At 59.3% G+C, this 22,573-nt stretch carries 21 protein-coding genes; 10 read left to right on the top strand and 11 right to left on the bottom strand.

The genetic code is table 11. The features are described from left to right. Nucleotides 1-5: 5 nt before the first annotated feature. From BOSE62_RS15965 to BOSE62_RS15945, 5 genes are read right to left on the bottom strand one after another with little or no spacing between them, the layout of a single operon-like run. A complete protein-coding gene (locus BOSE62_RS15965) occupies nucleotides 6-269 on the bottom strand; it encodes a ribbon-helix-helix domain-containing protein (RefSeq protein WP_159647719.1) in 264 nt (87 codons plus the stop codon). Next, the gene (hemH, locus tag BOSE62_RS15960) at nucleotides 260-1,267 is read right to left on the bottom strand and encodes a ferrochelatase (protein WP_159647718.1); all 1,008 of its coding nucleotides are present in this window, start codon (nucleotides 1,265-1,267) and stop codon (nucleotides 260-262) included. The genes BOSE62_RS15965 and hemH overlap by 10 nt, the downstream gene beginning before the upstream one ends. A 2-nt stretch (nucleotides 1,268-1,269) precedes the next feature. After that, nucleotides 1,270-3,558 (bottom strand): xanthine dehydrogenase family protein molybdopterin-binding subunit, encoded by a 2,289-nt coding sequence (locus BOSE62_RS15955; RefSeq protein WP_159647717.1) that lies wholly within the window; start codon nucleotides 3,556-3,558, stop codon nucleotides 1,270-1,272. A 4-nt stretch (nucleotides 3,559-3,562) separates the two neighbouring features. Further along, on the bottom strand, nucleotides 3,563-3,985 hold the full coding sequence (locus BOSE62_RS15950; RefSeq protein ID WP_159647716.1) for a CoA-binding protein: 423 nt from the start codon (nucleotides 3,983-3,985) through the stop codon (nucleotides 3,563-3,565). Between the two features lie 17 nt (nucleotides 3,986-4,002). Then, complete coding sequence (locus BOSE62_RS15945) at nucleotides 4,003-4,965, bottom strand: Mrp/NBP35 family ATP-binding protein (protein ID WP_159647715.1); 963 nt, start codon at nucleotides 4,963-4,965, stop codon at nucleotides 4,003-4,005. Between the two features lie 131 nt (nucleotides 4,966-5,096). On the opposite strand from BOSE62_RS15945, the gene hflK reads away from it, so the two are divergent. The 5 genes from hflK to BOSE62_RS15920 all read left to right on the top strand — a co-directional run bounded on the left by hflK (nucleotide 5,097) and on the right by BOSE62_RS15920 (nucleotide 10,939). After that, the gene (gene hflK, locus BOSE62_RS15940; protein ID WP_159648093.1) at nucleotides 5,097-6,134 is read left to right on the top strand and encodes an FtsH protease activity modulator HflK; all 1,038 of its coding nucleotides are present in this window, start codon (nucleotides 5,097-5,099) and stop codon (nucleotides 6,132-6,134) included. Further along, nucleotides 6,134-6,985 (top strand): protease modulator HflC, encoded by an 852-nt coding sequence (gene hflC, locus BOSE62_RS15935; RefSeq protein ID WP_159647714.1) that lies wholly within the window; start codon nucleotides 6,134-6,136, stop codon nucleotides 6,983-6,985. The genes hflK and hflC overlap by 1 nt, the downstream gene beginning before the upstream one ends. Before the next feature lie 6 nt (nucleotides 6,986-6,991). Beyond that, nucleotides 6,992-7,432 (top strand): nuclear transport factor 2 family protein, encoded by a 441-nt coding sequence (locus tag BOSE62_RS15930; RefSeq protein ID WP_159647713.1) that lies wholly within the window; start codon nucleotides 6,992-6,994, stop codon nucleotides 7,430-7,432. A 286-nt stretch (nucleotides 7,433-7,718) separates the two neighbouring features. Then, nucleotides 7,719-9,254, top strand: a complete 1,536-nt coding sequence (locus BOSE62_RS15925; RefSeq protein WP_201295692.1) for a Do family serine endopeptidase — start codon at nucleotides 7,719-7,721, stop codon at nucleotides 9,252-9,254. 104 nt (nucleotides 9,255-9,358) lie between these two features. After that, complete coding sequence (locus BOSE62_RS15920; protein ID WP_159647712.1) at nucleotides 9,359-10,939, top strand: helicase HerA-like domain-containing protein; 1,581 nt, start codon at nucleotides 9,359-9,361, stop codon at nucleotides 10,937-10,939. A gap of 21 nt (nucleotides 10,940-10,960) precedes the next feature. Here the strand turns inward: BOSE62_RS15920 and BOSE62_RS15915 are convergent, their stop codons facing one another. The 3 genes from BOSE62_RS15915 to queF all read right to left on the bottom strand — a co-directional run bounded on the left by BOSE62_RS15915 (nucleotide 10,961) and on the right by queF (nucleotide 13,003). Beyond that, the gene (locus BOSE62_RS15915) at nucleotides 10,961-11,362 is read right to left on the bottom strand and encodes an acyl-CoA thioesterase (protein ID WP_159647711.1); all 402 of its coding nucleotides are present in this window, start codon (nucleotides 11,360-11,362) and stop codon (nucleotides 10,961-10,963) included. 82 nt (nucleotides 11,363-11,444) lie between these two features. Continuing rightward, nucleotides 11,445-12,533: a glutathione S-transferase family protein gene (locus tag BOSE62_RS15910; RefSeq protein WP_159647710.1), complete on the bottom strand. Its 1,089-nt coding sequence runs from the start codon at nucleotides 12,531-12,533 to the stop codon at nucleotides 11,445-11,447. Further along, the gene (queF, locus tag BOSE62_RS15905; protein WP_159647709.1) at nucleotides 12,533-13,003 is read right to left on the bottom strand and encodes a preQ(1) synthase; all 471 of its coding nucleotides are present in this window, start codon (nucleotides 13,001-13,003) and stop codon (nucleotides 12,533-12,535) included. The genes BOSE62_RS15910 and queF overlap by 1 nt, the downstream gene beginning before the upstream one ends. 108 nt (nucleotides 13,004-13,111) lie before the next feature. Here queF and BOSE62_RS15900 point away from each other — a divergent pair, with 108 nt between their 5' ends. The 5 genes from BOSE62_RS15900 (at nucleotide 13,112) to BOSE62_RS15880 (ending at nucleotide 19,253) form a co-directional block, all read left to right on the top strand. Continuing rightward, nucleotides 13,112-14,650: a cryptochrome/photolyase family protein gene (locus tag BOSE62_RS15900; RefSeq protein ID WP_159647708.1), complete on the top strand. Its 1,539-nt coding sequence runs from the start codon at nucleotides 13,112-13,114 to the stop codon at nucleotides 14,648-14,650. A 125-nt stretch (nucleotides 14,651-14,775) separates the two neighbouring features. Beyond that, nucleotides 14,776-15,612 (top strand): 3-mercaptopyruvate sulfurtransferase, encoded by an 837-nt coding sequence (gene sseA / locus BOSE62_RS15895; protein ID WP_159647707.1) that lies wholly within the window; start codon nucleotides 14,776-14,778, stop codon nucleotides 15,610-15,612. 26 nt (nucleotides 15,613-15,638) lie between these two features. After that, complete coding sequence (metC, locus tag BOSE62_RS15890) at nucleotides 15,639-16,838, top strand: cystathionine beta-lyase (protein WP_159647706.1); 1,200 nt, start codon at nucleotides 15,639-15,641, stop codon at nucleotides 16,836-16,838. Next, the gene (locus tag BOSE62_RS15885) at nucleotides 16,835-18,172 is read left to right on the top strand and encodes a mechanosensitive ion channel family protein (RefSeq protein WP_159647705.1); all 1,338 of its coding nucleotides are present in this window, start codon (nucleotides 16,835-16,837) and stop codon (nucleotides 18,170-18,172) included. The genes metC and BOSE62_RS15885 overlap by 4 nt, the downstream gene beginning before the upstream one ends. A gap of 301 nt (nucleotides 18,173-18,473) precedes the next feature. Beyond that, nucleotides 18,474-19,253: a TorF family putative porin gene (locus tag BOSE62_RS15880; protein WP_159647704.1), complete on the top strand. Its 780-nt coding sequence runs from the start codon at nucleotides 18,474-18,476 to the stop codon at nucleotides 19,251-19,253. 56 nt (nucleotides 19,254-19,309) lie between these two features. On the opposite strand, the gene BOSE62_RS15875 is transcribed toward BOSE62_RS15880, so the two are convergent. The 3 genes from BOSE62_RS15875 to BOSE62_RS15865 are packed head-to-tail and all read right to left on the bottom strand — an operon-like array spanning nucleotide 19,310 to nucleotide 22,567. Beyond that, nucleotides 19,310-20,857 carry an ATP-binding cassette domain-containing protein gene (locus BOSE62_RS15875; protein WP_159647703.1) on the bottom strand — a complete coding sequence of 516 codons (1,548 nt, stop codon included), beginning with the start codon at nucleotides 20,855-20,857 and terminating at the stop codon, nucleotides 19,310-19,312. After that, nucleotides 20,854-21,642: an ABC transporter permease gene (locus tag BOSE62_RS15870; protein ID WP_159647702.1), complete on the bottom strand. Its 789-nt coding sequence runs from the start codon at nucleotides 21,640-21,642 to the stop codon at nucleotides 20,854-20,856. The genes BOSE62_RS15875 and BOSE62_RS15870 overlap by 4 nt, the downstream gene beginning before the upstream one ends. 4 nt (nucleotides 21,643-21,646) lie before the next feature. After that, nucleotides 21,647-22,567, bottom strand: a complete 921-nt coding sequence (locus BOSE62_RS15865) for an ABC transporter permease (protein WP_159647701.1) — start codon at nucleotides 22,565-22,567, stop codon at nucleotides 21,647-21,649. Nucleotides 22,568-22,573 lie beyond the last annotated feature (6 nt).

Raw genomic sequence — 22,573 nt, 5'->3', positions numbered from 1 at the left:
GTCCCTTAGTCGGCTTGCGCGGTTTTTCCAAGCATATCATTGGTCAGCCACAAACGGATGGCGGTTGCAAGACCGGGCGGTTCCTCTGCGGCGATGCGTTCGACATCGATCCGGGCGACCAGTGCGTTGACTGGCAGATCGCGGCTGTCGGCGGCCGCTTTCAGCATGTCCCAGAACAGCGGCTCAAGAGAAATCGATGTCTGATGCCCGGCAATGGTGATACTCCGCTTGACCGGCGGGTGGAAGATTTCAGGCCTTTCTAGAGCCACCCGGACAATTCCCGTCGGATCAGCGACTCGAGCATGTCCATCCCGGTATCGCTGTCGTTGAGGCAGGGCAGATAGACGAATTTCTCGCCGCCGGCGGCCTGAAACTGCTCCTTGCCCCGTATCGCCAGCTCCTCGCAGGTCTCGAGGCAATCGCTCGAGAAACCGGGCGCGAAAATCGCGATATTCTTCTTCCCCTGCCCCGGCAGCGCTTCCAGCGTCGCGTCGGTTGCCGGTTCGAGCCATTTCGCCCGGCCAAAGCGCGACTGGAAAGCAACCACCAGCTCCCGGCCCATCTTTTCGGACAGCAGACGCGCGGTCTTCTGGCAGTGGCAATGATAGGGGTCGCCCAGTTCCAGCGTCCGTTGCGGCATGCCGTGGAAGCTGGCGACAATCGCGTCGGGAACAAAATCCAGCGCCGCAAGATCGCGTTCCAGACTGGTCGCCAGCGCGTCGATATAGGCCGGATCGTCATGATAGGCGGGGAGCAGCCGGATTGCGGGTTGCCAGCGCATGGCAGCAATCGCGTCGAACACCGCATCATGGACACTCGCGGTGGTGGCGCCGCTATATTGCGGATAGAGCGGCGCGATCAATATGCGATCGCAGCCTGCCGTCTTCATCGCTTCCAGCCGGGACGCGATGCTCGGATTACCGTAGCGCATGGCCCAGTCGACCATTACACCATCGATTTTGGGGGCCAGCTTTTCCGCCTGCTTGCGCGTGTAGGACGCCAATGGCGAACCGTCCTCGGTCCAGACCAGACCATAAGCTTCAGCGGATTTTGCCGGACGGGTGTTGAGGATGATCCCGCGCAAAATCGGCTGCCAGATGACCGAGGGAATCTCGACCACTCTCTTGTCCGACAGGAATTGCTTGAGATAGCGCTTGACCGCCTTCTTCTCCGGCGCGTCGGGCGTGCCGAGATTAACCAGCAGCAGGCCGACTTTTTTCGCCGCGACGGGCGGATGGTCTTGTGGCAATGGTCCGGTTTCACGCATGGTCAGGATATTTCTCCGAAAAGTGGCAATTGCCGGAGCCTCGCGCCGGTTGCCGAGAATAGCGCATTGGCGATGGCGGGCGCAACCGCCGGCACACCGAGTTCCTCATAGCCAGCGGATTCTTCCTCGCTTCTGACAAATTCGATCTGGATCGGCGGTATCTCTGCCAGTCGCGGCAGAGACAGGTCGCGCAGTCGCCTGGCCTTGGGCAGACCTTTTTCAAACCGGGTAGCACTGCCCAGCGCCATCGCCAGCCCGAAGACAATGCCGCCCTCGATCTGTTGCCGGGCTATATCGGGGTGGATGATCCGGCCGATGTCGACGCTAGCGGAAATGCGGCGTACTTCCAGACCGCTGCCACCCCTGCTGGCGCTCGCGATGATAGCGATATGGCCGCCGCGCATGCTGTGACAGGCCATGCCCTGACCGCTGCGATCCAGACCACCGTCCCAGCCGGCCATGGCGGCAACGCTGGTCAGGCAGCGGGCCAGTCTTGGCGCGTTGTTCATCATCTGCATGCGGAATGAGAGGGGTTCTACGCCGGCCTTCGCTGCCAGTTCGTCGATGAATGATTCGAGATAGAAGACATTGCTGCTGTGTGCGTTGCTGCGCCAGTTGCCGGTCGGCACGCCGACAAAGGCACTATGGTGGTCAACCGTCAGATTGGCGATGTCATAGGGTATGTCGAGTCCCTCGACAGCCTTGCTATCGGCGTCCCCGATCGAAGAGCGCATAGCTTCGGCATTGCCCAAGCCGTCGAACAGCCTTTTCACCTGTTCGCGTCCCGTAGGGGGAGCGGCAATCTTGATCTGCAGTGCCTCCACGCGGCCGCCCTTGGCCATAGCGGCATCCAGCCGCGCCTGGCTCGGCGCGCGGAAATGGTCGTGCATCAGATCTTCAGCACGGGACCACATCAGTTGCACCGGCCGTCCCATTTTCCTGGCGATCAGTGCAATCTGCGCGGCGATCTCATTGTCGAGATTGCGGTCGAACGAACCGCCGCTCAGCATCGGATAGAGAGTCACGCGGTCCTGCTGTATGTTCAGCGCTCGGGCCGCCGCCTGTACCGCCGCAACCGGCGCTTGCGTCGCCATCCACAACTCGAGGCCGCCATCCTTGTATTCCGCGGTTGCGGTCCGCGTCTCGATCGGCGCATGCAAGGCGGCATTGGCATGATAGCGCGCCCGGACCAGATTTTCCTCGGTGAATAGGCCGCTGGTTTCTCCACGCGACAGAAAGCGCGTTCCCGGCCCGTCATCCAGCGCCTTTTGCAGAAAACCGTCGATCCGCTCGCTGTCGGCCATGAAGCCGCGCGTTTCGAAAATCGGACTCATTTTATCCAGCGCCCGGTTGGCCGCCCACCAGTTGGTAGCGACCGCCGCGATCCATTGGTCGCCCTCGACCACGTCGATAAAGCCGGTAATCTTGCCGGCACCGGCGCGGTTGAACGATTTCAGCCTTGTCTCGCCGATCGGACCCTGTCTGATCGCGGCATAGACCATGTCCGGCAACCGCACGTCTCCGGCGAAATTGGCCGAACCGTCGAGCTTGCTGGGCAGATCAAGGCGCGGCACGTCCTGTCCGATCAGGCTGCCGGCTCCGGCTGTCCGCAACGGCACGGGATCGGGAAGATTCTGGCTTGCCGCTTCGCGAACCAGCGCGCCGAACCGCAAGCTTTTCTCGCCATTGGCGATCATCCCGTTTTCGACCGTACAGGCTTCCCAGGGGACATCCCATCGTTCGGCCGCCGCCTTGGTCAGCAAGACGCGTGCTGCCGCCCCCGCATCGCGGAAACTGGCAGCAAAAGCAGGAATGGAAGTGGAGTCGGCCGTCACCATGAACTGTTCGCGCACCGCTACATTCTGCGCGATCCATTGCACCGCGGCATTTTCGGTTAATTTTTTGCTGCCGGCCGGCATCAGGGATTCAGCCCATTGTTCGGCCAGCGGGATGTTGCTGTATAGTGAATTGATCGGCGCCGGTTCGACCGCAACGGTGCGCCAGTCTGCGCCCAGTTCGTCGGCGAGAATTTGTGGCAGTACCGTATAGACACCCTGCCCCATTTCGCTTTGCGGCACGACCACCGTGACCTGCCCGTCTTCGGATATTTTCAGAAACGCACCGAATATCTGTTCATTCTCGGTCGCGGCGATGTTCGGTTCGTAGCTGCGCGGCCAGATCGCCCAGGCCAGCGCCAGTCCGCCAAGGGCACCCCCGCCGATCAGGAATTTGCGACGGTTCAGTCCGCTTGCTGGCTGGTCAGGCTGCGCAATATCAGGTTCCGCCGCCATTGAATTATTTCAGCAACCCCAGGCGCGGAATATCGATCTTCGGGCAACGGTCCATGACCACCTTGAGGCCTGCCTCGGTCGCCCGCTGTGCCGCCGCCTCGTTGATCACGCCGAGCTGCATCCAAACCGATTTCGCGCCGATCGCGATGGCTTCGTCGACGACATCACCCGCCGCTTCCGAATTGCGGAAAATATCGACCATATCGATGTCACCATCGATCGCGGAGAGCGAACCGGCCACCGTCCTGCCATGCAATTTCTGGCCGGCCAGACCGGGATTGACCGGAACCACGTCATAACCCTGATCCAGTAGAAATTTCAGAATCCGGTTGCTGTCCCGTTCAGGTTTTGCCGAGGCCCCGACCAGGGCGATGCGCCGCGTCGATGTCAGCAATTCGGTAAGATCCTGATCGTTTTCCAGCAGCATGTCGCCCTTTCTCCGCCCTATTGATTGTCCAGCCATGTCGCCAGCTTTTGCGCAATATCACGAAACGCCTGTCCGTGCACATCGTCGCGACAGGCCGGTGGCATTCCACCGTCACTGGACTTGCGGATCTCGATATCGAGAGGAATTCTTCCCAAGAAGGGCATATCCATGGTTTTCGCCGCCGCTTCCGCACCACCGGCACCGAACGGATCGCTGACCTCGCCACAATGCGGACATTGGTAGCCGGCCATATTCTCGACCATGCCGATGATCGGGATCTTGGCCTGGTTGAACAGATCCACCGCACGGGTTGCGTCCATCAGTGCCAGATCCTGCGGTGTCGAGACTATCACAGCGCCCACCGGCTTGTGATGCTGCATCATCGACAGTTGTACATCGCCAGTACCGGGCGGCATATCGACGATCAGTTCCTCGACATCGCCCCAATGCGCGTCCACCAGCTGCTCCAGGGCCTTGCCGGCCATGGGTCCGCGCCAGGCGATCGCCTGGCCGGGTTTGGCCAGATGCCCCATCGACAGGACCGGCACATCATATTCGTTCGGCACCGGAATCAGTTGCTTGCCTTCTGCTTCGGGCCGCCGGCCTTCGCAGTGGAGCAACCGTGGCTGGGATGGACCATATATATCGGCATCAACCATCCCGACCTTGCGGCCGAGCTGCTGCAATGCAATCGCCAGATTGGTCGACAGCGTGGATTTCCCGACGCCGCCCTTGCCGCTGGCCACTGCGATCAACCGCCGCACGACCTTCTCTGCGGTCATCGCAATATCGACTTTCTCGATCCCGTCCAGCGCCAGCAGCCTGCCTTTCACGGCAATCTCGATCTGGCCGCGCTCGCGCACGTCCAGTCCGCCAACATTGAGCACCAGAGCAATCCGGCCTTCGGTAAATTTTACGGCGCTGAAACGGCCCTTGGCAACATCTTCTAGCGCTGCCTCGATTGTGGAAATATCGGTCATCGGATCGACATAGTTACACTTTTCTCGGATTGACACTGTTTTTCTGGCAGCGCGCTACCTATAAAGAAACTATGAATGAAAATATTAACGGTGACGCACGCCGCAAATCGATTTTGGGCTCAATTCTGAACATGGCCGGCCCCTGGGGCAATGACGGCGACGGCGGCAATGGAGGCGGCAGCGGCGGTGGTCCGCGCAATCCATGGGGCAACCCCTCCGGCGGACCATCCGGTGGTGGTCGCAAGGGTGCGGCCTCGCTTGAAGAACTGTTCAAAAAAGGCACGGGCGGCGGCTTCAAGGGCGGCATTCCCAAGCGTCCCGGCGGGCGGTCCTGGTGGCCCCTCATGGCGATCGGCTTCATCATCCTCTGGGTGCTGCTGACCAGCATCCATCGGGTCAGCCCTCAGGAACGCGGTGTCGTGACATTTCTGGGTTCCTATTCGCGGACCCTGCAACCGGGCCTGCATTTTTCGCTCCCCACTCCGCTGGAGCAAGTCGTCAAGCTGGACGTTGAGGACATCCGGACGATCGACATCCCCGAAGGCGAAGCCGAGAAGTTGATCCTGACCGGTGATCAGAATATCGTCGATCTCGCCTATTCGGTGCGCTGGAACATCAAGGCGCCGGAACTGTTCCTGTTCCAGATTGCCGAACCGGAAGAGACGATCAAGGAAGTAGCCGAAGCAGCAATGCGGGCGGTGGTCGCGAATTTCACGCTGGATGATACGATCGGCTCCGAACGGACCGAAATCGAACAGCAGGTGGAACAGAATATGCAGCAATTGCTCGACGGCTATGGCGCGGGTGTGGTCATTCGCGGTATCGCCATCAAGAAGGCCGATCCTCCGGCCGCGGTCAACGACGCGTTCAAGGAAGTGTCCGCCGCACAGCAGACCGCGCAGACCTATCTCAACGAGGCGCGCGCCTATGCGCAACAGCTCACGGCGCAGGCACAGGGTGAATCCGCCGCTTTCGACAAGGTCTACGAAGAATATCGTCTGGCTCCGACTGTGACCAGACAGCGCATGTATTATGAAACAATGGAACGTGTCCTGTCCAAGGTCGACAAGACCGTAGTCGAAGCCCGGGGCGTGACGCCCTATCTCGCTTTGCCCGAACTGAAGAAACGCGCCCAGCAACCCGCGATAACGACCGTGGAGGGCAAATAATGGGACAGATTATGAAAAATCCCGTGGCGCTCGGCGTGATCGCCATTGCGGCGCTGTTCATTCTGCTCAACACCATCGTCATCGTGCCGGAAACCCGGCAAGGCGTCGTGGTCCAGCTCGGTGAACCCAAGAGAATTGTCAACCGTTACCAGTCAGGCGAAGCCTTTGGGGAAACCGGGGCTGGCCTGATCGCCAAGATCCCGTTTTTCGAGCAGATCGTGTGGATCGACAAGCGAATCCGCGACGTCGAAATGGAACAGCAGCAAGTGCTGTCCACCGACCAGTTGCGTCTGCAGGTCGATGCCTTCGCCCGCTTCCGGATCACCGATCCGCTGCGCATGTATATTGCTGCCGGCAGCGAAGAGCGGGTTTCCGACGAGTTGCGCCCTATTCTGGGTTCCGCACTGAGGAACGAACTGGGCAAGCGGCCTTTCGCCGCTCTGCTGAGCCCGGAACGCGGTCAGGTCATGGATAATATCCAGGCCGGTCTCAACCGCGTCGCCCGCCAATATGGTGCGGAGATTGTCGACGTGCGGATCAAGCGCGCCGATCTTCCCGACGGCACGCCGCTCGACAGCGCCTATCAGCGGATGCGGACAGCGCGGGATCAGGAAGCCCGGACGATTCGCGCACAGGGAGCAAAGCAGGCCCAGATCATTCGCGCAGAGGCCGATGCCAGCGCCGCGCGGACCTATGCCGAAAGCTTTGGCAAGGACCCGCAATTTTACGATTTTTACCGCGCCATGAAGAGTTATGAAACCACCTTCCAGGACGGTGGTGAGAATGGCCCGCAAAGCTCATTCGTGCTGTCCCCGGACAACGAATATCTGCGCCAGTTCCGGGGCCGGTAAAGCATCTTGCCTTCGAACCGCGAAATTATCGACGCCTATTATACCGCATTGTCGGTGATGGACGTCGATGGTTTCGAGGCGCTGCACCATCCGGATGTCGTGTATAATGTCGCGGGGAACACGATCATTTCCGGGCGCTATGACAGCTTCGCCGCCCTGAAAGCGGTTTTGCCGGCCATATTCGAGGCTCTGGATTTCGAGCGGTTCCGCTTTGCGGAAAAATGGCGGATAATGAACGACAGTCCGGAGGGCGCAACCACCATTATGGAGGCCAGAGGCTTCACCCGAAACGGGCAGCGCTACGACCAGCGCTACGTTCATATCTTTTCATTTCGCGACGGGAAAATAGCGTCGGTTCACGAATTTTTCGACACGCAACTGGCCAATGACGCGCTCGGCTTTACAGGCAAGCCGGCGTTTGACACCGACGGTTCGTTTGAATTCTGACATCAGAAAGGCCGGATGCGGCGGCCGTCGACTACAAATGTCGTCTTTTCTGCACAATGGCGGTTTTTTTCTGCGAAACGACGATTCGCGGCTTGCGAAAGCTATTTTGCACACCCAAATAGGTTGGCATCGGGAATGTCCCGCAGTTCAGCGCTTAGGATCGGCGGACATATATGCTAATATTCAATTTCCGTTCATGAAAATTGCGCCATTAATCCCGCGATTTTGAACGGATCTGGCGATTGGAACTGATTGGTTCCGCCAGAAATTTGAGAGGAAGATTATAGTGCGTTACGCTTACGGAATTTCAGCCGCTTTGCTATTGGCCGGCAGTGCAGCCACCCTGACCGGTATCGGTCCTGCGGGAGCACAGACCGCCGCCAATGACAGCTCGGTGATGCGCAACGTCGTGCCGCGCGCCGGCGCGCCGATGAGCTTTGCCGATCTGACCGAACAGCTACAGCCTGCTGTGGTCAATATCTCCACCACCCAGCGCGTGCGGGTGAACAACAACCCCTTCGCGGGGACGCCCTTTGACGGCCTGTTCGGCAATCGCCAGAGCGGGGGCGGCGAGCAAACCCGCGAGGCGCAATCGCTCGGTTCCGGCTTCATCATCTCGGCCGATGGCTATGTGGTAACCAACAACCATGTCGTGGCACCCGGCAACCGCAATGCGACGATCGAATCGATTACCGTGATCATGCCGGACCGCACCGAATATGAAGCGGAGCTTGTCGGTCGCGATGCAGCATCCGATATCGCCGTGCTCAAGATCAAGGCCAGCAAGCCGCTGCCGTTCGTGAAATTCGGTGACAGCACCAGCGCCCGGGTCGGTGACTGGGTGATTGCCATCGGCAATCCCTTCGGACTCGGCGGGACGGTGACCACCGGAATCCTGTCTGCCATTCACCGCAACACCGGCCAGGGTGGCGCCTATGATCGCTTCCTGCAAACCGATGCCTCGATCAACCGCGGCAATAGCGGTGGCCCGATGTTCGATCTCAACGGCAATGTCATCGGGATCAACAATGCAATCATTTCGCCCACCGGCGGCAATGTCGGAATCGGCTTTGCCATTCCCGCCGAAGTCGCCGCACCGATTGTCGAAACCCTGAAAGACGGGAAGACGATCGAACGCGGTTATCTCGGTGTCCAGATCAGCGCGCTTTCCGAAGACCTCGCAGATTCCCTGGGTCTGGAGAAGAATCGTGGTGAATTTGTCCAGCGGGTCGAACCGGATGAGGCAGCAGCCAAGGCCGGTATCCAGGCAGGCGATGTGATCACCAAGGTGAACGGAAAGGCGGTAACCCCCGACCAAACCCTCTCCTATCTGGTGACCAATCTTCCGATCGGCACCGTGGTTCCGATCGAACTGATCCGCAACGGCAAGACGATCAAGGTCAATGCCAAGCTTGGAAAACGTCCTTCCGAAGAGGAACTCGCCGGCAGCACCTTTGACCCGGATGCGGAAGATGATGCGATGGGCCAGAATGACGATGGAACCAGTGCGCAGGCAACCGCCGACGCGCTAGGACTGTCGGTAATCGACCTGACACCGGCAATCGCCCGGCAGATCGGTGTCCCATCGTCGCAGAAAGGCGTGGTGGTAACCACCGTCAATCCGAACAGCGACGCAGCCCAGAAAGGCATAAGACGGGGATTTCTGATCACCAGCGTCAACCGCAAGCCGGTGACCACGGTTGCCGAACTGGATGAGGCGATCAGCAATGCGACCAGCGCGAACCGCGAGGCCGTACTTTTGCAGATCCGTCGCGGTGCTCGCCAGCCCGTATTTGTTGCGGTCCGGCTACAGGACAATTAAACGCATATAAACAGATGTAACAGACAAGGGCCGGCGCTTGACGCCGGCCTTTTTTTTGCGTCAAGTCGGGATCAGCTTTGCAATATGATTGAGGGGATCCGCTGATGGCCGATGCAACAGAAATTTTTCTCGGACTGGGCGGCGGCGAACGGCAAAGCCTCAATCTCTCCCGCGCAAACCGGCACGGCCTGATTGCCGGCGCAACCGGTACCGGCAAGACGGTCACGCTGCAGGGGCTGGCCGAAAGCTTCTCGGCCAACGGCGTTCCCGTTTTTGTTGCCGATGTGAAAGGCGATCTGTCCGGTGTTTCGATGGCCGGTTCTGGCCAGTTCAAACATGCCGACAAACTGGAGGAACGGGCCAAGGAACTTGGCATGGAAGATTACGCCTATTCCGATAATCCGGCGATATTCTGGGACCTCTACGGTAAACAGGGTCATCCGATCCGGACCACGATCACGGAGATGGGACCGCTGCTGCTTGCTCGCCTGATGGACCTGAACGACACACAGGAAGGCGTGCTCAATATTGTTTTCCGCTTTGCCGACGAAGAAGGATTGCTGCTGCTCAACCTGGACGACCTGCAGTCGATGCTCGCCTATACGGCGGAAAATGCGAAGCAGCTGTCCGCCAAATATGGCAATGTCAGCAAGGCCAGCGTCGGCGCCATTCAGCGCCAGCTGCTCCAGCTCGACAGCCAGGGCGCGGGACAATTCTTCGGCGAGCCCGCTCTGGAGATTGATGATTTCCTGAAATGCGATGACCAGGGCCGTGGCTATATCAACATTCTCGCCGCCGACCAGCTGATGCGTAGCCCGAAACTCTATGCCACTTTCCTGCTCTGGCTGCTCGCCGAGCTTTTTGAAAGCCTGCCGGAAGTCGGCGATCCGAAAAAGCCGAAACTGGTCTTTTTCTTTGACGAAGCCCATCTCCTGTTCGACGATGCGCCGAAAGCCCTGGAAGACAAAATCGAACAGGTTGTGCGCCTGATCCGTTCGAAGGGCGTCGGCGTCTATTTCGTCACCCAGAATCCGGTCGACATTCCGCAGGAAGTTGCCGGCCAGCTCGGCAACCGTGTGCAGCACGCGCTGCGCGCCTTCACCCCGCGCGACAAGAAAGCGATCAAGGCCGCCGCCGACACGTTCCGGATCAATCCTGATCTGGATGTAGAGGAAGCCATTACCGAATTGCGCGTTGGCGAGGCGCTGGTATCGACCCTGCTGGAAGACGGCGCGCCCTCGATCGTCGAGCGGACCCTGATCAAGCCTCCCCGGTCCCGCCTCGGACCGGTCACGGCAAAGGAACGCGCGATCATCAACTCCATCTCTCCTTATGACGGCAAATATGATACCGAGATAGACCGGAACAGCGCCGAGGAAATCCTGGCGCAAAAAGTGATCGACGCGACAGAAACCGCCAAGGAGGTTGAGGAAAAGGGCGAGGAAGAGGTCCGCAAACAGCCGCGCAAGAGCAAGAGCATCTGGGAAAAAGCACTCAGTCGCGGGACAAAAGTGGCCATGGGTTCAGCAGCGGGCATGGCTGCATCGACCATGCTCGGCAAAAAATCACGGGCAAACCCGGTGCGGACCGGCGTGACGTCCGCCGTCGGTTCTGTGGTGACGGATCTGGCGGGGCCGGTTGCGGGACGCTTCGTCCGCAATCTGATCGGCGGGTTAATGCGCTAACCGGCGCTGTCCCTGTAGTCGCTAGTCTTTGTTGCCCAGAAAACGCGCGACAATATCCTTTGCCAAGCGGGTCGGGCGCAAAGTGTCGGCGTCAATGCAGCACCAGCTTGACTGGACTTCGGCCAGGACCTCTTCACCCCGCCGAATGACCGTGCTGTAGAAAGCGCGCGCGCCGTGGACTTTTTCCAGCAACACTTCCGCGATCACATCATCTTCCAGAAACGCCGGCTTGCGATAGGTGATCTCGTGCTTGAGCGCGACCCACAGATGGGCGGCGACCGCTTCGGAGGGCGCAAATTTCTGCCAGTGCGCGACCACAGCATCCTGCACCCAGGTCAGATAATTGGCATTATTGACGTGGCCCATGAAATCAATGTCGGACGGTTCGATCGCGATGCTATGATGGTGTGAAATGCTGCTCATATCGACAATATATAAGAATGACCGTGACCGATTGATAGGGCAAAGTCGATTCTGGTGCTGAATCCGGGAAAGCCGCGCGACATCAGCCGCGAACAAGCTTGAATTTTTCGAACGCCAATCGCTGGTCCATCGTAAAGTTCGTAAAGGCCCCTGCGCCGTCAACCGACGAGAGAAATTCGTCCGCCGCCGCCTTCTCAACATCCGCCAATCCCCGGTGATAGTCCAGCGGGCGTTGCAGCATCCACAGGCTGAACGGCGGTGCGATCCGCTGTCCGGTCACGCCCTCGATGGAAAAATCGGCCATGCCGACCGCACGCGGAATTTCGGTATCGCGATTGGCATCAGCCCAGCGGGCGAACATATCGCTGGTTTTCTGCAGGAAGGGCATCTGCTCTGCCATCATCCGCTCCAGCACCGGGATCAAGGTCGACGGGATCGCGTCATCCGGTAGAAATTCTCCCGATAGCGGCTGCTGCACATTCACCATCCGCTCGACCCATCCGGCAACCTTCGGCGCCAGCCGCTTCATGATCTCGCCCGATGCCGGATCGCGGTATAAATGGGCATAAAGCGGACCGATAAGACCGTAATCGCCGATCGAAGGACGCGAACCCAGCAGATAGTCATGTTCGGCAAAATGCCGGTCGAGATCGGCGAGAAGCGCTTCATAGCTTGCCTCGATCGCGGGGATGGTCTGCTCGTTAATCCCCAATATCGGACAAAAACCCTTGAACGTCTGGCCCCGCTCCCGGCCGATGACAAGCTGTTCCTCCCGGCTGGCTTCGGGGGCTGCAACCGCCCCGAATTCGCCGTAGACCCATTCTTCATTATAGTTCCAGCGATAGTGCATCGCCGGGATCACCAGCCATTCGTCACCGAACACTTCCATCAGCAGCGCCACCAGCCGCTGCTTCGGCGTGTCGGGATAGACCGACGGCCCGCCGGTCGTCGCTTCGAAATGATCGATAATCAGCGTTGTGTCCTGAAGCGTTTCGCCGCCGTCGGTCACCATCACGGGAATAACGGGGCGACCGACTCTGGGGACGATAACCGTCTTGTAAACCTCTGTGGTGCTGAGAATCTCCTCGTAATCCACCCCTTTCCAGTCGAGATAGGCCCGCGCCTTGCCCGAATAGAGGGACAGCGGCCCGCCGTAGAATTTATGCGGCATCAGCCACGGCCCCGGTAGGACGCGACGCCCTGATCCGGCACCCAGAGCCCCTTGGGCGGCTCGCCCGACTGCCAGAAAATGTCGATCGGTATGCCGCCGCGCGGATACCAGTAACCACCAATCCGCAGCCATTCGGGTTTCATTTCGTCAAACAGCCGCCTGCCGATTCCGACCGTACAGTCTTCATGGAAGGCGGCATGATTGCGAAAGGAACTCAGAAACAGCTTCAACGACTTGGACTCGACGATGGTCTCTCCCGGCGCATAGTCAATGACCAGATGCGCAAAATCCGGCTGGCCGGTGACCGGGCAAAGCGAGGTGAATTCGGGCGCGGCAAAGCGTGTCAGATAGAGCTCGCCGGCGCGCGGGTTGGGCACATAATCCAGCACAGCGCTCTCGGGCGAAGCAGGAAGTGCGCTGTCCTTTCCCAGAAATTTCGGTGCGGGTTTTTGGGTGTCATCATGGGTCATGGCGGTCTTTTAGGGCAGCCCGTGCGCCATGTCATTAGCCAGCGCCATTTTCATACTGCCCCAAAGCACAGATCGTCAAAAGCCGCCTGATTGTACAAAAGGCCCGACATGTCAGAGAAAATTCTTATACCGATACTGGGCGATCAGCTGTCGATGGATATCTCGTCCCTGGACGGGCAAAACCCTGATGACTGCATCTTGCTGATGATGGAGGTCGAGGACGAAACGACCTATGTCCGGCACCACAAGGCCAAAATCGCCTATATCCTGTCGGCCATGCGCCACCATGCCAAGGCACTGGCAGAGCGGGGATGGTCCGTCGATTATGTGAAGCTGACCGACCCCGACAACCGTGGCAGCTTTTCCGGAGAAATCGCGCGGGCGCTGGAGCGGCATCGCATCGACCGCATCCGGATCACCGAGGCCGGTGAGTGGCGGGTCATGGCGATGATCGAAAATTGGGAGGACCAATTCGCCATCCCGGTGTCCATATGCCCGGATCGCCGCTTTATCGCGACGCATCAGGATTTCACAAACTGGGCGGACGGTAAAAAGCAACTGCGGATGGAGTATTTCTATCGCGAAATGCGGCGAACGACCGGAATCCTCATCGACCGCGACGGCAAGCCGGAAGGCGGCAAATGGAATTACGACAGCGCCAATCGCAAACCGGCCAGGGGCGACCTGTCCATTCCCCAGCCGATCCGCTTCCGGCCAGATGCCATAACGGAACAGGTTCTGACCATGGTGGCGGAAGAATTTTCCGGTCATCCCGGGTCACTGGAGCAGTTCCATTTTGCCGTCACCTATGAAGAAGCGATGCGGCAAAAACGCAAATTTCTGGACGAGGCCTTGCCCAGATTCGGAGACTATCAGGATGCGCTGCTCAGCGGAGAGCCGTTTCTCTGGCACTCGATCCTGTCTCCCTATATCAATTCGGGCCTGCTCGATCCGCTCGATCTCTGCCACGAAGTCGAGCAGCGCTATCGAGACGGTGACGTTCCGCTCAACGCCGCCGAAGGGTTTATCCGGCAAATCATCGGGTGGCGCGAATATATACGCGGCATCTACTGGCGCGAGGGTCCCGATTATGTCGAACGCAATTTTCTGAAGGCCAAACGGCCTCTGCCGGAATTTTACTATTCGGGTGAAACCGACATGCACTGCCTGTCCGAAGCCATTGGACAGACGCTCGATCTGGCTTATGCCCATCACATCCAGCGGCTGATGATAACGGGCAATTTTGCCCTGATCGCCGGTCTCGATCCGCAAGCGGTGCACCAATGGTATCTGGAAGTCTATGCCGATGCCTATGAGTGGGTCGAACTGCCCAATACGCTGGGCATGAGCCAGTTTGCCGACGGCGGCATTATCGCATCCAAACCATATGCTTCGTCCGGCAATTACATCCACAAAATGTCGGATTACTGTCAGAAATGCCACTATGACGTGACAAAGCGCGTTGGCGAGAACGCCTGCCCGTTCAACGCCCTGTACTGGGACTTTCTCGACCGCAACCAGAACAGGCTGGCCGATAACAATCGCCTGGCAATGCCCTACCGCACGTGGGGCAAAATGGATTCTCAAACGCGAGACGACATCCGTCGGCAGGCGAAAAGCTTCCTCGATCAGCTGCAGGGAAACTGAATTGCCGAAAAAGCACATAAGCGGTAGATTCGTCCGGCAATGCGTTATAGCCTCGACGCCTTGAAATCGAGTCGCTAAACGGCGGTTGGAGTAGCGCAAATAATTGCGGGCATGAGGAGTTTAATATGGAATTGCTGGTAACGACCGAATGGTTGGCCAACGAACTGGGCGCATCCGATCTGCGTATCGTGGACGCGACGAAATTCATGGCGGATGCCGGTCGTAATCCGGCCGCCGAATATGAAGCGGGCCATATTCCCGGTGCGGTCTTCATGGATCTCAGCGATCTGACCGACAGCAGTAACCCGATCGAAAACATGCTGCCGCCAGCGGAGAAATTTGCCAGCCGCATGCAATCGCTCGGCCTGGGCGATGGCAGCCGCGTCGTTCTCTATGATGACAGCCCGCTCAAAAGCGCAGCGCGCGCCTGGTGGATGCTGACCATGTTCGGAGCGCATGAAGTCGCCATTCTCGACGGTGGCATTGCCAAGTGGAAAGCCGAAGGCCGGCCGCTGGAAAGCGGCAAAGAGGCCTTGCGCCACCGCCATTTCACCGTCTGGAAGGACGACAAGGATATCCGTACCAAGGCCGATATGCTCGCCAATCTGCACAGCAAGGACGAGCAGGTCATCGATGCGCGCCCTGCCGATCGTTTCAGTGGCGAGACTCCGGACCCGCGCGGCAACATTGCTTCCGGACATATTCCGGGATCGACCAATATCCCGCACAGCAACTTCTTCAACGCCGACGGCACATGGAAAAGCAGCGACGAAATCAAGGCGATCTTCAGCGATGCCGGCATCGATCTTTCCCAACCTCTGGTCACGACCTGTGGCTCCGGCATGACCGCAGCGGTCGTCTCTTTTGCTGCCGCACTGGCGGGCGCAGAAAAGACCGCGCTTTATGATGGCAGCTGGGCAGAATGGGGCGCCGACGCCGACACCCCGAAAGAATCCGCCTGAACATGCCGGCGCTGCTGGAACGATAATTGGCAGATGATGACTCCGGCTTGAAAAAACCGGCGACCCAGGTTGTTACCGGCGGTCGCCGTAAAAATTGGACCGGAGCCGTGGTCAATCCCCCTATCTGGCGGGGCAGCACCCATCTTTACGAGAATGTCGCCGATCTCCGGGAAGGCCTGAAGACCAATGACGACGGGCGGTTTTTCTACGGTCGCCGCGGCTCGCCTACTCAATGGTCACTGGCCGATGCGCTGACCGAAATGGAGCCCGGCGCCGCCGGAACGATGCTCTATCCTTCTGGCGTTGCGGCCATATCCTGCGCGTTGCTGGCTGTGCTCAATCCCGGCGACGAAATCCTGCTGACCGACAGCAGCTACGATCCCAGCCGCAGCTTTGCTGATGCCTTTCTCAAGCGGATGGGCATCACCGCCCGCTATTATGATCCGCTTATCGGCGCGGATATTGCGGAAATGTTCGGCCCCGCTACAAAAGCCATATTGATGGAAAGCCCGGGCAGCCTGACCTTCGAGGTTCAGGATGTACCAGCCATTTGCAAAGCGGCCAACGCGGCAGGCATCGTCACCCTGCTCGACAACACATGGGCAACGTCACGATTTTTTCCGGCGCTGCAACATGGCGTGGATATCGCCATAACCGCAGCGACAAAATATATTGTCGGACATAGCGATGTGATGATGGGCGCGGTCACCACCCATGACAAATATTGGCCCCGGCTCCGGCGCACCGCGCAGCAACTGGGACAGGTGGTTTCTCCGGATGACGCCTATCTGGCCGCGCGCGGATTGCGGACGCTGGACGTCCGCCTGCGCCAGCACGAGGCCAGCGCACTCGAAATCGCCCGGTGGCTGAAGCAAAGGTCCGAAGTCGGTCTGGTCCTGCACCCTGCCTTACCCGATTGCCCGGGCCACGATATCTGGAAACGGGATTTTAAAGGGGCATCCGGACTATTCTCCTTCGAGCTTGCCGATGCCGACGAACATTCCCGTGCGGTCTTCATCGATGCGCTGGCGCTGTTTGGCATAGGATATAGCTGGGGCGGATTTGAAAGCCTCGCGCTGCCGGTCGATCCCGCGAAGCATCGCAGCGCGGTACCATGGACCCGAAGAGGAGCGCTGGTCCGGCTCAACATAGGCCTGGAAGACCCGGCTGATCTGATAGCGGACCTTGCCAAAGCTTTCGAATATTATCACAGTGTCAGCCCATGATCGACAATGCGCTGAAATATATTGAAGCTTTTGCGCCCGACATCCCGCGCAATGTTCAATATATCCAAGGCGCCATCGCTGCGGGGCTGGTGGTTCTCGCGCTGACCGCCGGCTGGTATCTCAGCAAATATATCGGTCCAAAACTGCGTCACCTCTGGGAAGCGCGCGCCGGTTATGAAAGCGAACTTGCCGGCCGCCGCATCCGCGACATGACCCGCCGAGCCACTACCTTCATATTATGCGGCATTTTCCTGGCGGCCTATCCCTGGTATCTGATTGCGCAAGTCGTCTTTTCACTGACCATTGCAATAACCGTCGGCCTGTTCGCCAATGACCTGATCCGTGGCGTACGGATGCCGAACTGGTTGGGAACAACCATTGGCCTCGCCCTGTTCGTCAGCATCGGGTCCGGGCTGGTCGGCGGAATCGAGCCGATTACCCTGGCGATGGACAAGGTCGGGTTCAGCCTCGGTTCCCGCCGGATCTCACTGCTCTGGATTGTCACGCTGGCGATGACCGCCGTCATTCTGCTGGCGGTGGCCCGCGTGCTGATGAAGCTGGTGGCCTATATCATCAGCAACAGCGAGCTCGACGCCGCGCAAAAGGTATTGGGGCAGAAACTGGCTACGGTTTCGATATTGGCCGGAGCCTTTGTGCTTGGTCTCGACGTGGTCGGGATCGATCTCACAGCCCTCGCGGTATTTTCTGGTGCCTTCGGCCTCGCCATCGGCTTCGGCATGCAGAAGACGATCGGTAATTTGATCGCCGGGATCATCCTGCTGATGGACCGCTCGATCAAACCGGGGGATGTGATCGCGGTTGGCAATACCTATGGCTGGGTCAACAAGATCGGCGTGCGCGCCGTTTCCGTCCTGACGCGTGCGGGCAAGGAACATCTGATTCCGAACGAGGATTTGATGACCCGCGAAGTGGAAAACTGGTCCTATTCGAGCCCCAACGTCCGGATCAGCATTCCGGTCGGCGTATCCTATAATACCGACATGGATCAGGCGATCGAGCTGATGAAACAGGCTTGTGTCGATGTGCCGCGGGTACTCAATCATCCCAAACCGGTTGTCTGGATGCTTGAATTTGGCGACAATAGCGTCAATTTCGAGATTCGGTGCTGGATCAAGGACCCGCAATCCGGTGTCGGCAATTTCAGAGCGGCAATTTTGAAAAGGGTCTGGGATCTGTTCAAGGAACATGGTGTCGAAATTCCGTTCCCGCAGCGCGATCTCCATATCAAGTCCTTGCCGGAAGGCGGGACTGTCATATTGCAGGCCGGATCGGAGCCGGCCATTGGCCCGGCAGGACCAAACGGCTCGGACTGACCAGATGCTGGAAATTTGGTTACGGTATCAGCCTGGCAGACGCCGAATGACGCTTTATTAATCACCGGCAAACAAATCCGCCTAAATTTTAAGCGGCCGAAAGCAAGTCTGTGGCGCAAGTGCAACATTTCAGAATTATGTCATCTTTACTGTCATATTCGTTCTTGTGCAGCGCAATAATATAGAGCAGCTTTCTTGGGCATGTTTAGAGACTGTTCGCGTTCGGGGTATCTGACGTAATATAATAACAGCGGAAACAAAAGTAGGAGGGGCGATACGCATTAACGAGAAAGGGATTTCCATGCGCACGTCCAATAAAGCTAATCTTGGCGGAAAAGCCAAATCAACCATCATCGGCCTCTCGGCCGCATTGCTTGCCTCTACCGCAGCCCCTGCCCTGGCGCAGGATGCGGAAGAATCCGCAAGCCCGATCACAATTTCGGGAAATGCAGCGGTCACTTCTGACTACCGCTTTCGCGGTGTAGCGCAGTCCGGCGGCGATGTCGCTATTCAGGGCGGCATCGATATCGGCCATGAAAGCGGCTTCTACATCGGCACCTGGGGATCTTCGATCAACTTTGCCGGTGGTACCGAGCTCGACATTTACGGCGGCTGGTCCGGTGAAATCGCTTCCGGTATTACCGCCGATATCGGTCTTCTCTATTATTTCTACCCTGACGCCGGCGGCGTTGGCGGTGGAGCGACCGACTTCTTCGAACCATATGCTTCGCTCTCGGCTACGCTGGGCCCGGTTGAAGCCACGGTTGGCGCAGCCTATGCTTGGAGCGGGCAAAGTGCTCTGGCCAACGAAGACAATATCTATCTTTACACCGACCTGAGCGCCGGTATTCCCGACACTCCACTGACCTTGAATGCGCATCTGGGCTATTCGGATGGCGACAGCTTCCTCAGCACGCTGCAAGGAACCGACGGCAACTATGTTGATTGGTCGTTGGGCGTAGACTATGCGATCACCGAAAATCTGTCGCTGGGAGTGGCCTATACGGACACCGACGATTCCCCGTCACAGAAAGATTTCACCGACTCTGCATTCGTCTTCACTCTCGGCGTATCCTTCTAAATTCACAAAGCAACGCTGAAAAAGGGGCCGCTCGGACAACCGGGCGGCCCTCTTTTTTAGCTTGCCGCCACCAGCCTTTGTGTTGCCGGATGCTTCGGATGCTCGATGACCGCCTGCATTGCACCGGATTCGACGATCCGCCCTTCTTCCATCACGGCAATCCGGTGACATATTCGCCGGGCGGCGGCAACGTCATGGGTGATGAACAGAAGGCTCAGGCCGTTATCTGCCTGCAGCCGGAGCAGCAGATCCAGAATTTCCGCTCCCACTAGCGGGTCGAGCGCCGATGTCGCCTCGTCCAGCACCAGAAGCTGTGGCGCCGCAATGACTGCCCGTGCGATCGCTACCCGCTGCGCCTGCCCGCCCGAAAGGCTGGCAGGAGAACGGGACAGAAAATCCTCCGTCAGATCGACTTCCAGCATGGCCTGCCGTGCCATCTCGCTCCGGTCGACAGCTATCAGACCGGGCCGCAAGTTACGCAATGGCTCGGACACAATATCCTCAACCCGCCATTGCGGATCGAGACTGGCAACCGGGTCCTGAAAGACCGGCTGGATCAACTGGCGCATGGCAAGATTGCGCTGGCGACGTCCGGGAAGCGGCGCGCCCTGCCACCGGATTTCTCCACTGGTTACCGGGCCGATACCGGCGATAGCCCGTCCAAGGGTGGATTTCCCCGATCCGGAGCCGCCGACCAACGCCAGGGACTCACCTTGCCGGATCATGATGTCGGCGTTGACCACGGCCCGGATCTTACCGCTGCGCCAGCCCGGTCGCGGGAATTCAACGCCGACATCCACGGTTTCGAGCAGCGGCTCACCGGGTTGGCCAAGCTTTGGCGGTGCCTCGTCTAGCCGCGGCGTAGCAGCGATCAGGCGCCGGGTATAATCTTTCGCAGGACGGGTGATAATCGTCCGTGTCGCCCCCTTTTCCACCAGCCGGCCCTTTGCCATCACCACCAACTGGTCGGCATGGCCCTCGACTGAAGCCAGATCATGACTGACCAGCAGCATCCCGAGCTGATGTTCGGCCCGCAATTCATCGAGCAGGTCCATGATCTCGGCGCGCAAGGACGCATCCAGCGCGCTGGTCGGCTCGTCGGCAATCAGCAATTTGGGATGATGGGCGATAGCCGCGGCAATCATCACCCGCTGGCGCTCGCCACCAGACAGCCGGTGCGGGAACTGGTCCAGTCGCTCGTCTGCCCGGGTCAGGCCGACCCGTTCCAGCATGAGTGCCAGTTCCTTGCGCGATGGCCGTGGTGATCCGGCCTGCATCGCGGCTTCCTGCAATTGCGAGCCGACCGTCAGATGCGGGGTCAGCGCGGTCTGTGGCTGCTGGAACACAAATCCGGTCAGCCTGCTGCGGGCGTTACGCAATTGCTGGTGGTCAGCGCTGGCCAGGTCGATGCCATCCAATATCATCGCGCCCGAAGCGATACCAGGCGACAGGCCGAACGGTGTCAGGCAAGTGAGGCTCTTTCCCGACCCCGAGCCGCCGATGATTGCGGTGCATTGTCCCGCTTCAACGGTCAGGCTGACATTTTGGACCAGCCGCTTGCCGGCGATCTCCACCGCCAGTTGGTCTATCTCATAAAGGCTCATGAGAAGCGGTCTCGCAATCGCTCGCCTTCGATCGTCAGGCAGACCAGGATCAGCACCAGCAAGCCGCCGGGCAGCAGCAGGCCAAGCGGCGCCATATCCATGTCGTCAGCGCCTTCCTTGACCAATATGCCGAGCGATGTCAGCGGTTCCTGCACGCCCAGGCCCAGAAAGGAGAGGAAACTCTCGACCATTACCACCTGCGGCACGGTCAGCATCAGATAGGCCAGCGCAACGCCGGCGATATTGGGCAATATATGGCGCAGCACGATCGTCGTGGAAGGCGTCCCCGCCGCTTCGGCCGCCAGAATGAAGGGCCTTTGCTTCAGCGCCATCACCTGCCCCCGCACCACCCGCGCCATGGTCAGCCATTCGACCAGCCCTATACCGACGAAGACCAGCAATATCGACCGGCCGAACACCACCATCAGCAGGATCACGATGAACATGAAGGGCAGCGCGTAGAGACCATCGACAATCCGCATCATCAGCTCGTCGACTTTGCCGCCGATCCAGCCCGCGGTCGCGCCCCAGGCGATGCCGACGACCAGCGACACCAGCGCCGCCGCCATCGCCACCAGCAGCGTGATCCGGGTGCCCGCTGCCAGCCGCGCCAGACGATCCCGGCCAATGTCATCGGTGCCGAATATATGCGGTTCGCTGAACGCCGGCGCGCGGACGGCATCCCAGTCGATCTGGTCATAGCTCCAGGGCAGAAAGAACGGCAGCAACAGAGCCAAAGCGGCAATCAACAGAACCAGAGCTAGCGGGAGATGACGCTTCAACATGCGCTCACCCTTCCCGCATTCTGGGGTCGAGCCAGCCGTAGATCAGGTCGGCAAACAGATTGAACAATATGATCAGCGCGGCGTAGAGCGTGACCACACCGAGCACGAGCGGATAGTCGCGGTTAAGCGCGCCCTGCACGAAATAGCGGCCCAGCCCCGGCAGGCCGAAGACGGTTTCCACCACCACGGCCCCGGTCAGCAGCCCCGCTGCCGCCGGGCCGAGGTAGCTTGCGACCGGGACCAGGGCGGGCCGAAGACCATGTTTGAACAGGATTTTCACCTCGGGCAGACCGCGGGCGCGGGCGGTGCGGATATGATCCTGCTTGAGCACACTCGCCAGACCGGCCCGGGTCAGTTTGGCAATCGCCCCCGACACCGGCAGCGCCAGGGCGACGACCGGCATGATTAGCCAGGCTCCCCCTTGTCCCGTTCCCGATACCGGCAGCAAGCCGAGCCATAGACCAAAAAACAGCGCCAGCGCGGGTCCGGTGACAAAGGTCGGTAGCGCGGTTGCAACCGTCGCCAGCATCATGATCGTCTTGTCCGCAGCCTGTCCGGCTCGCACGGCAGCAAACAGGCCGGCCGTCACCCCGATCATCAGCGCCAGCACTATCGCCAGCCCGCCCAGCGTCAGCGAAATCGGCAGGCCCTGCGCGATCAGTTCCGATACGGTAAAGTCGCGATAGACCAGCGAAGGCCCGAAATCCCCCTGCACCAGCCGCGAAATATAGAGCCACGCCTGCTCCCACAAAGGCCGATCGAGACCATAGGCCTGTTGCAAGGCCGCCTGCGTTGCCGGATCGAGCGGTCGCTCGCCGTCAAACGGCCCGCCCGGCGCCAGCCGCATCAGGAAGAAGGATGCCAATATGATCACCAGCAATGTCGGGATGGCCGTCATCAGCCGCCGGGTGATCAGGGCAAGCACGTGCCG

This window comes from Sphingorhabdus sp. 109, from assembly GCF_902506555.1.
In the GTDB taxonomy this organism is placed as follows: domain Bacteria; phylum Pseudomonadota; class Alphaproteobacteria; order Sphingomonadales; family Sphingomonadaceae; genus Parasphingorhabdus.
Note: the sequence above shows the minus strand (reverse complement) of the source record. Positions and strands in the feature narration are given on the sequence as shown.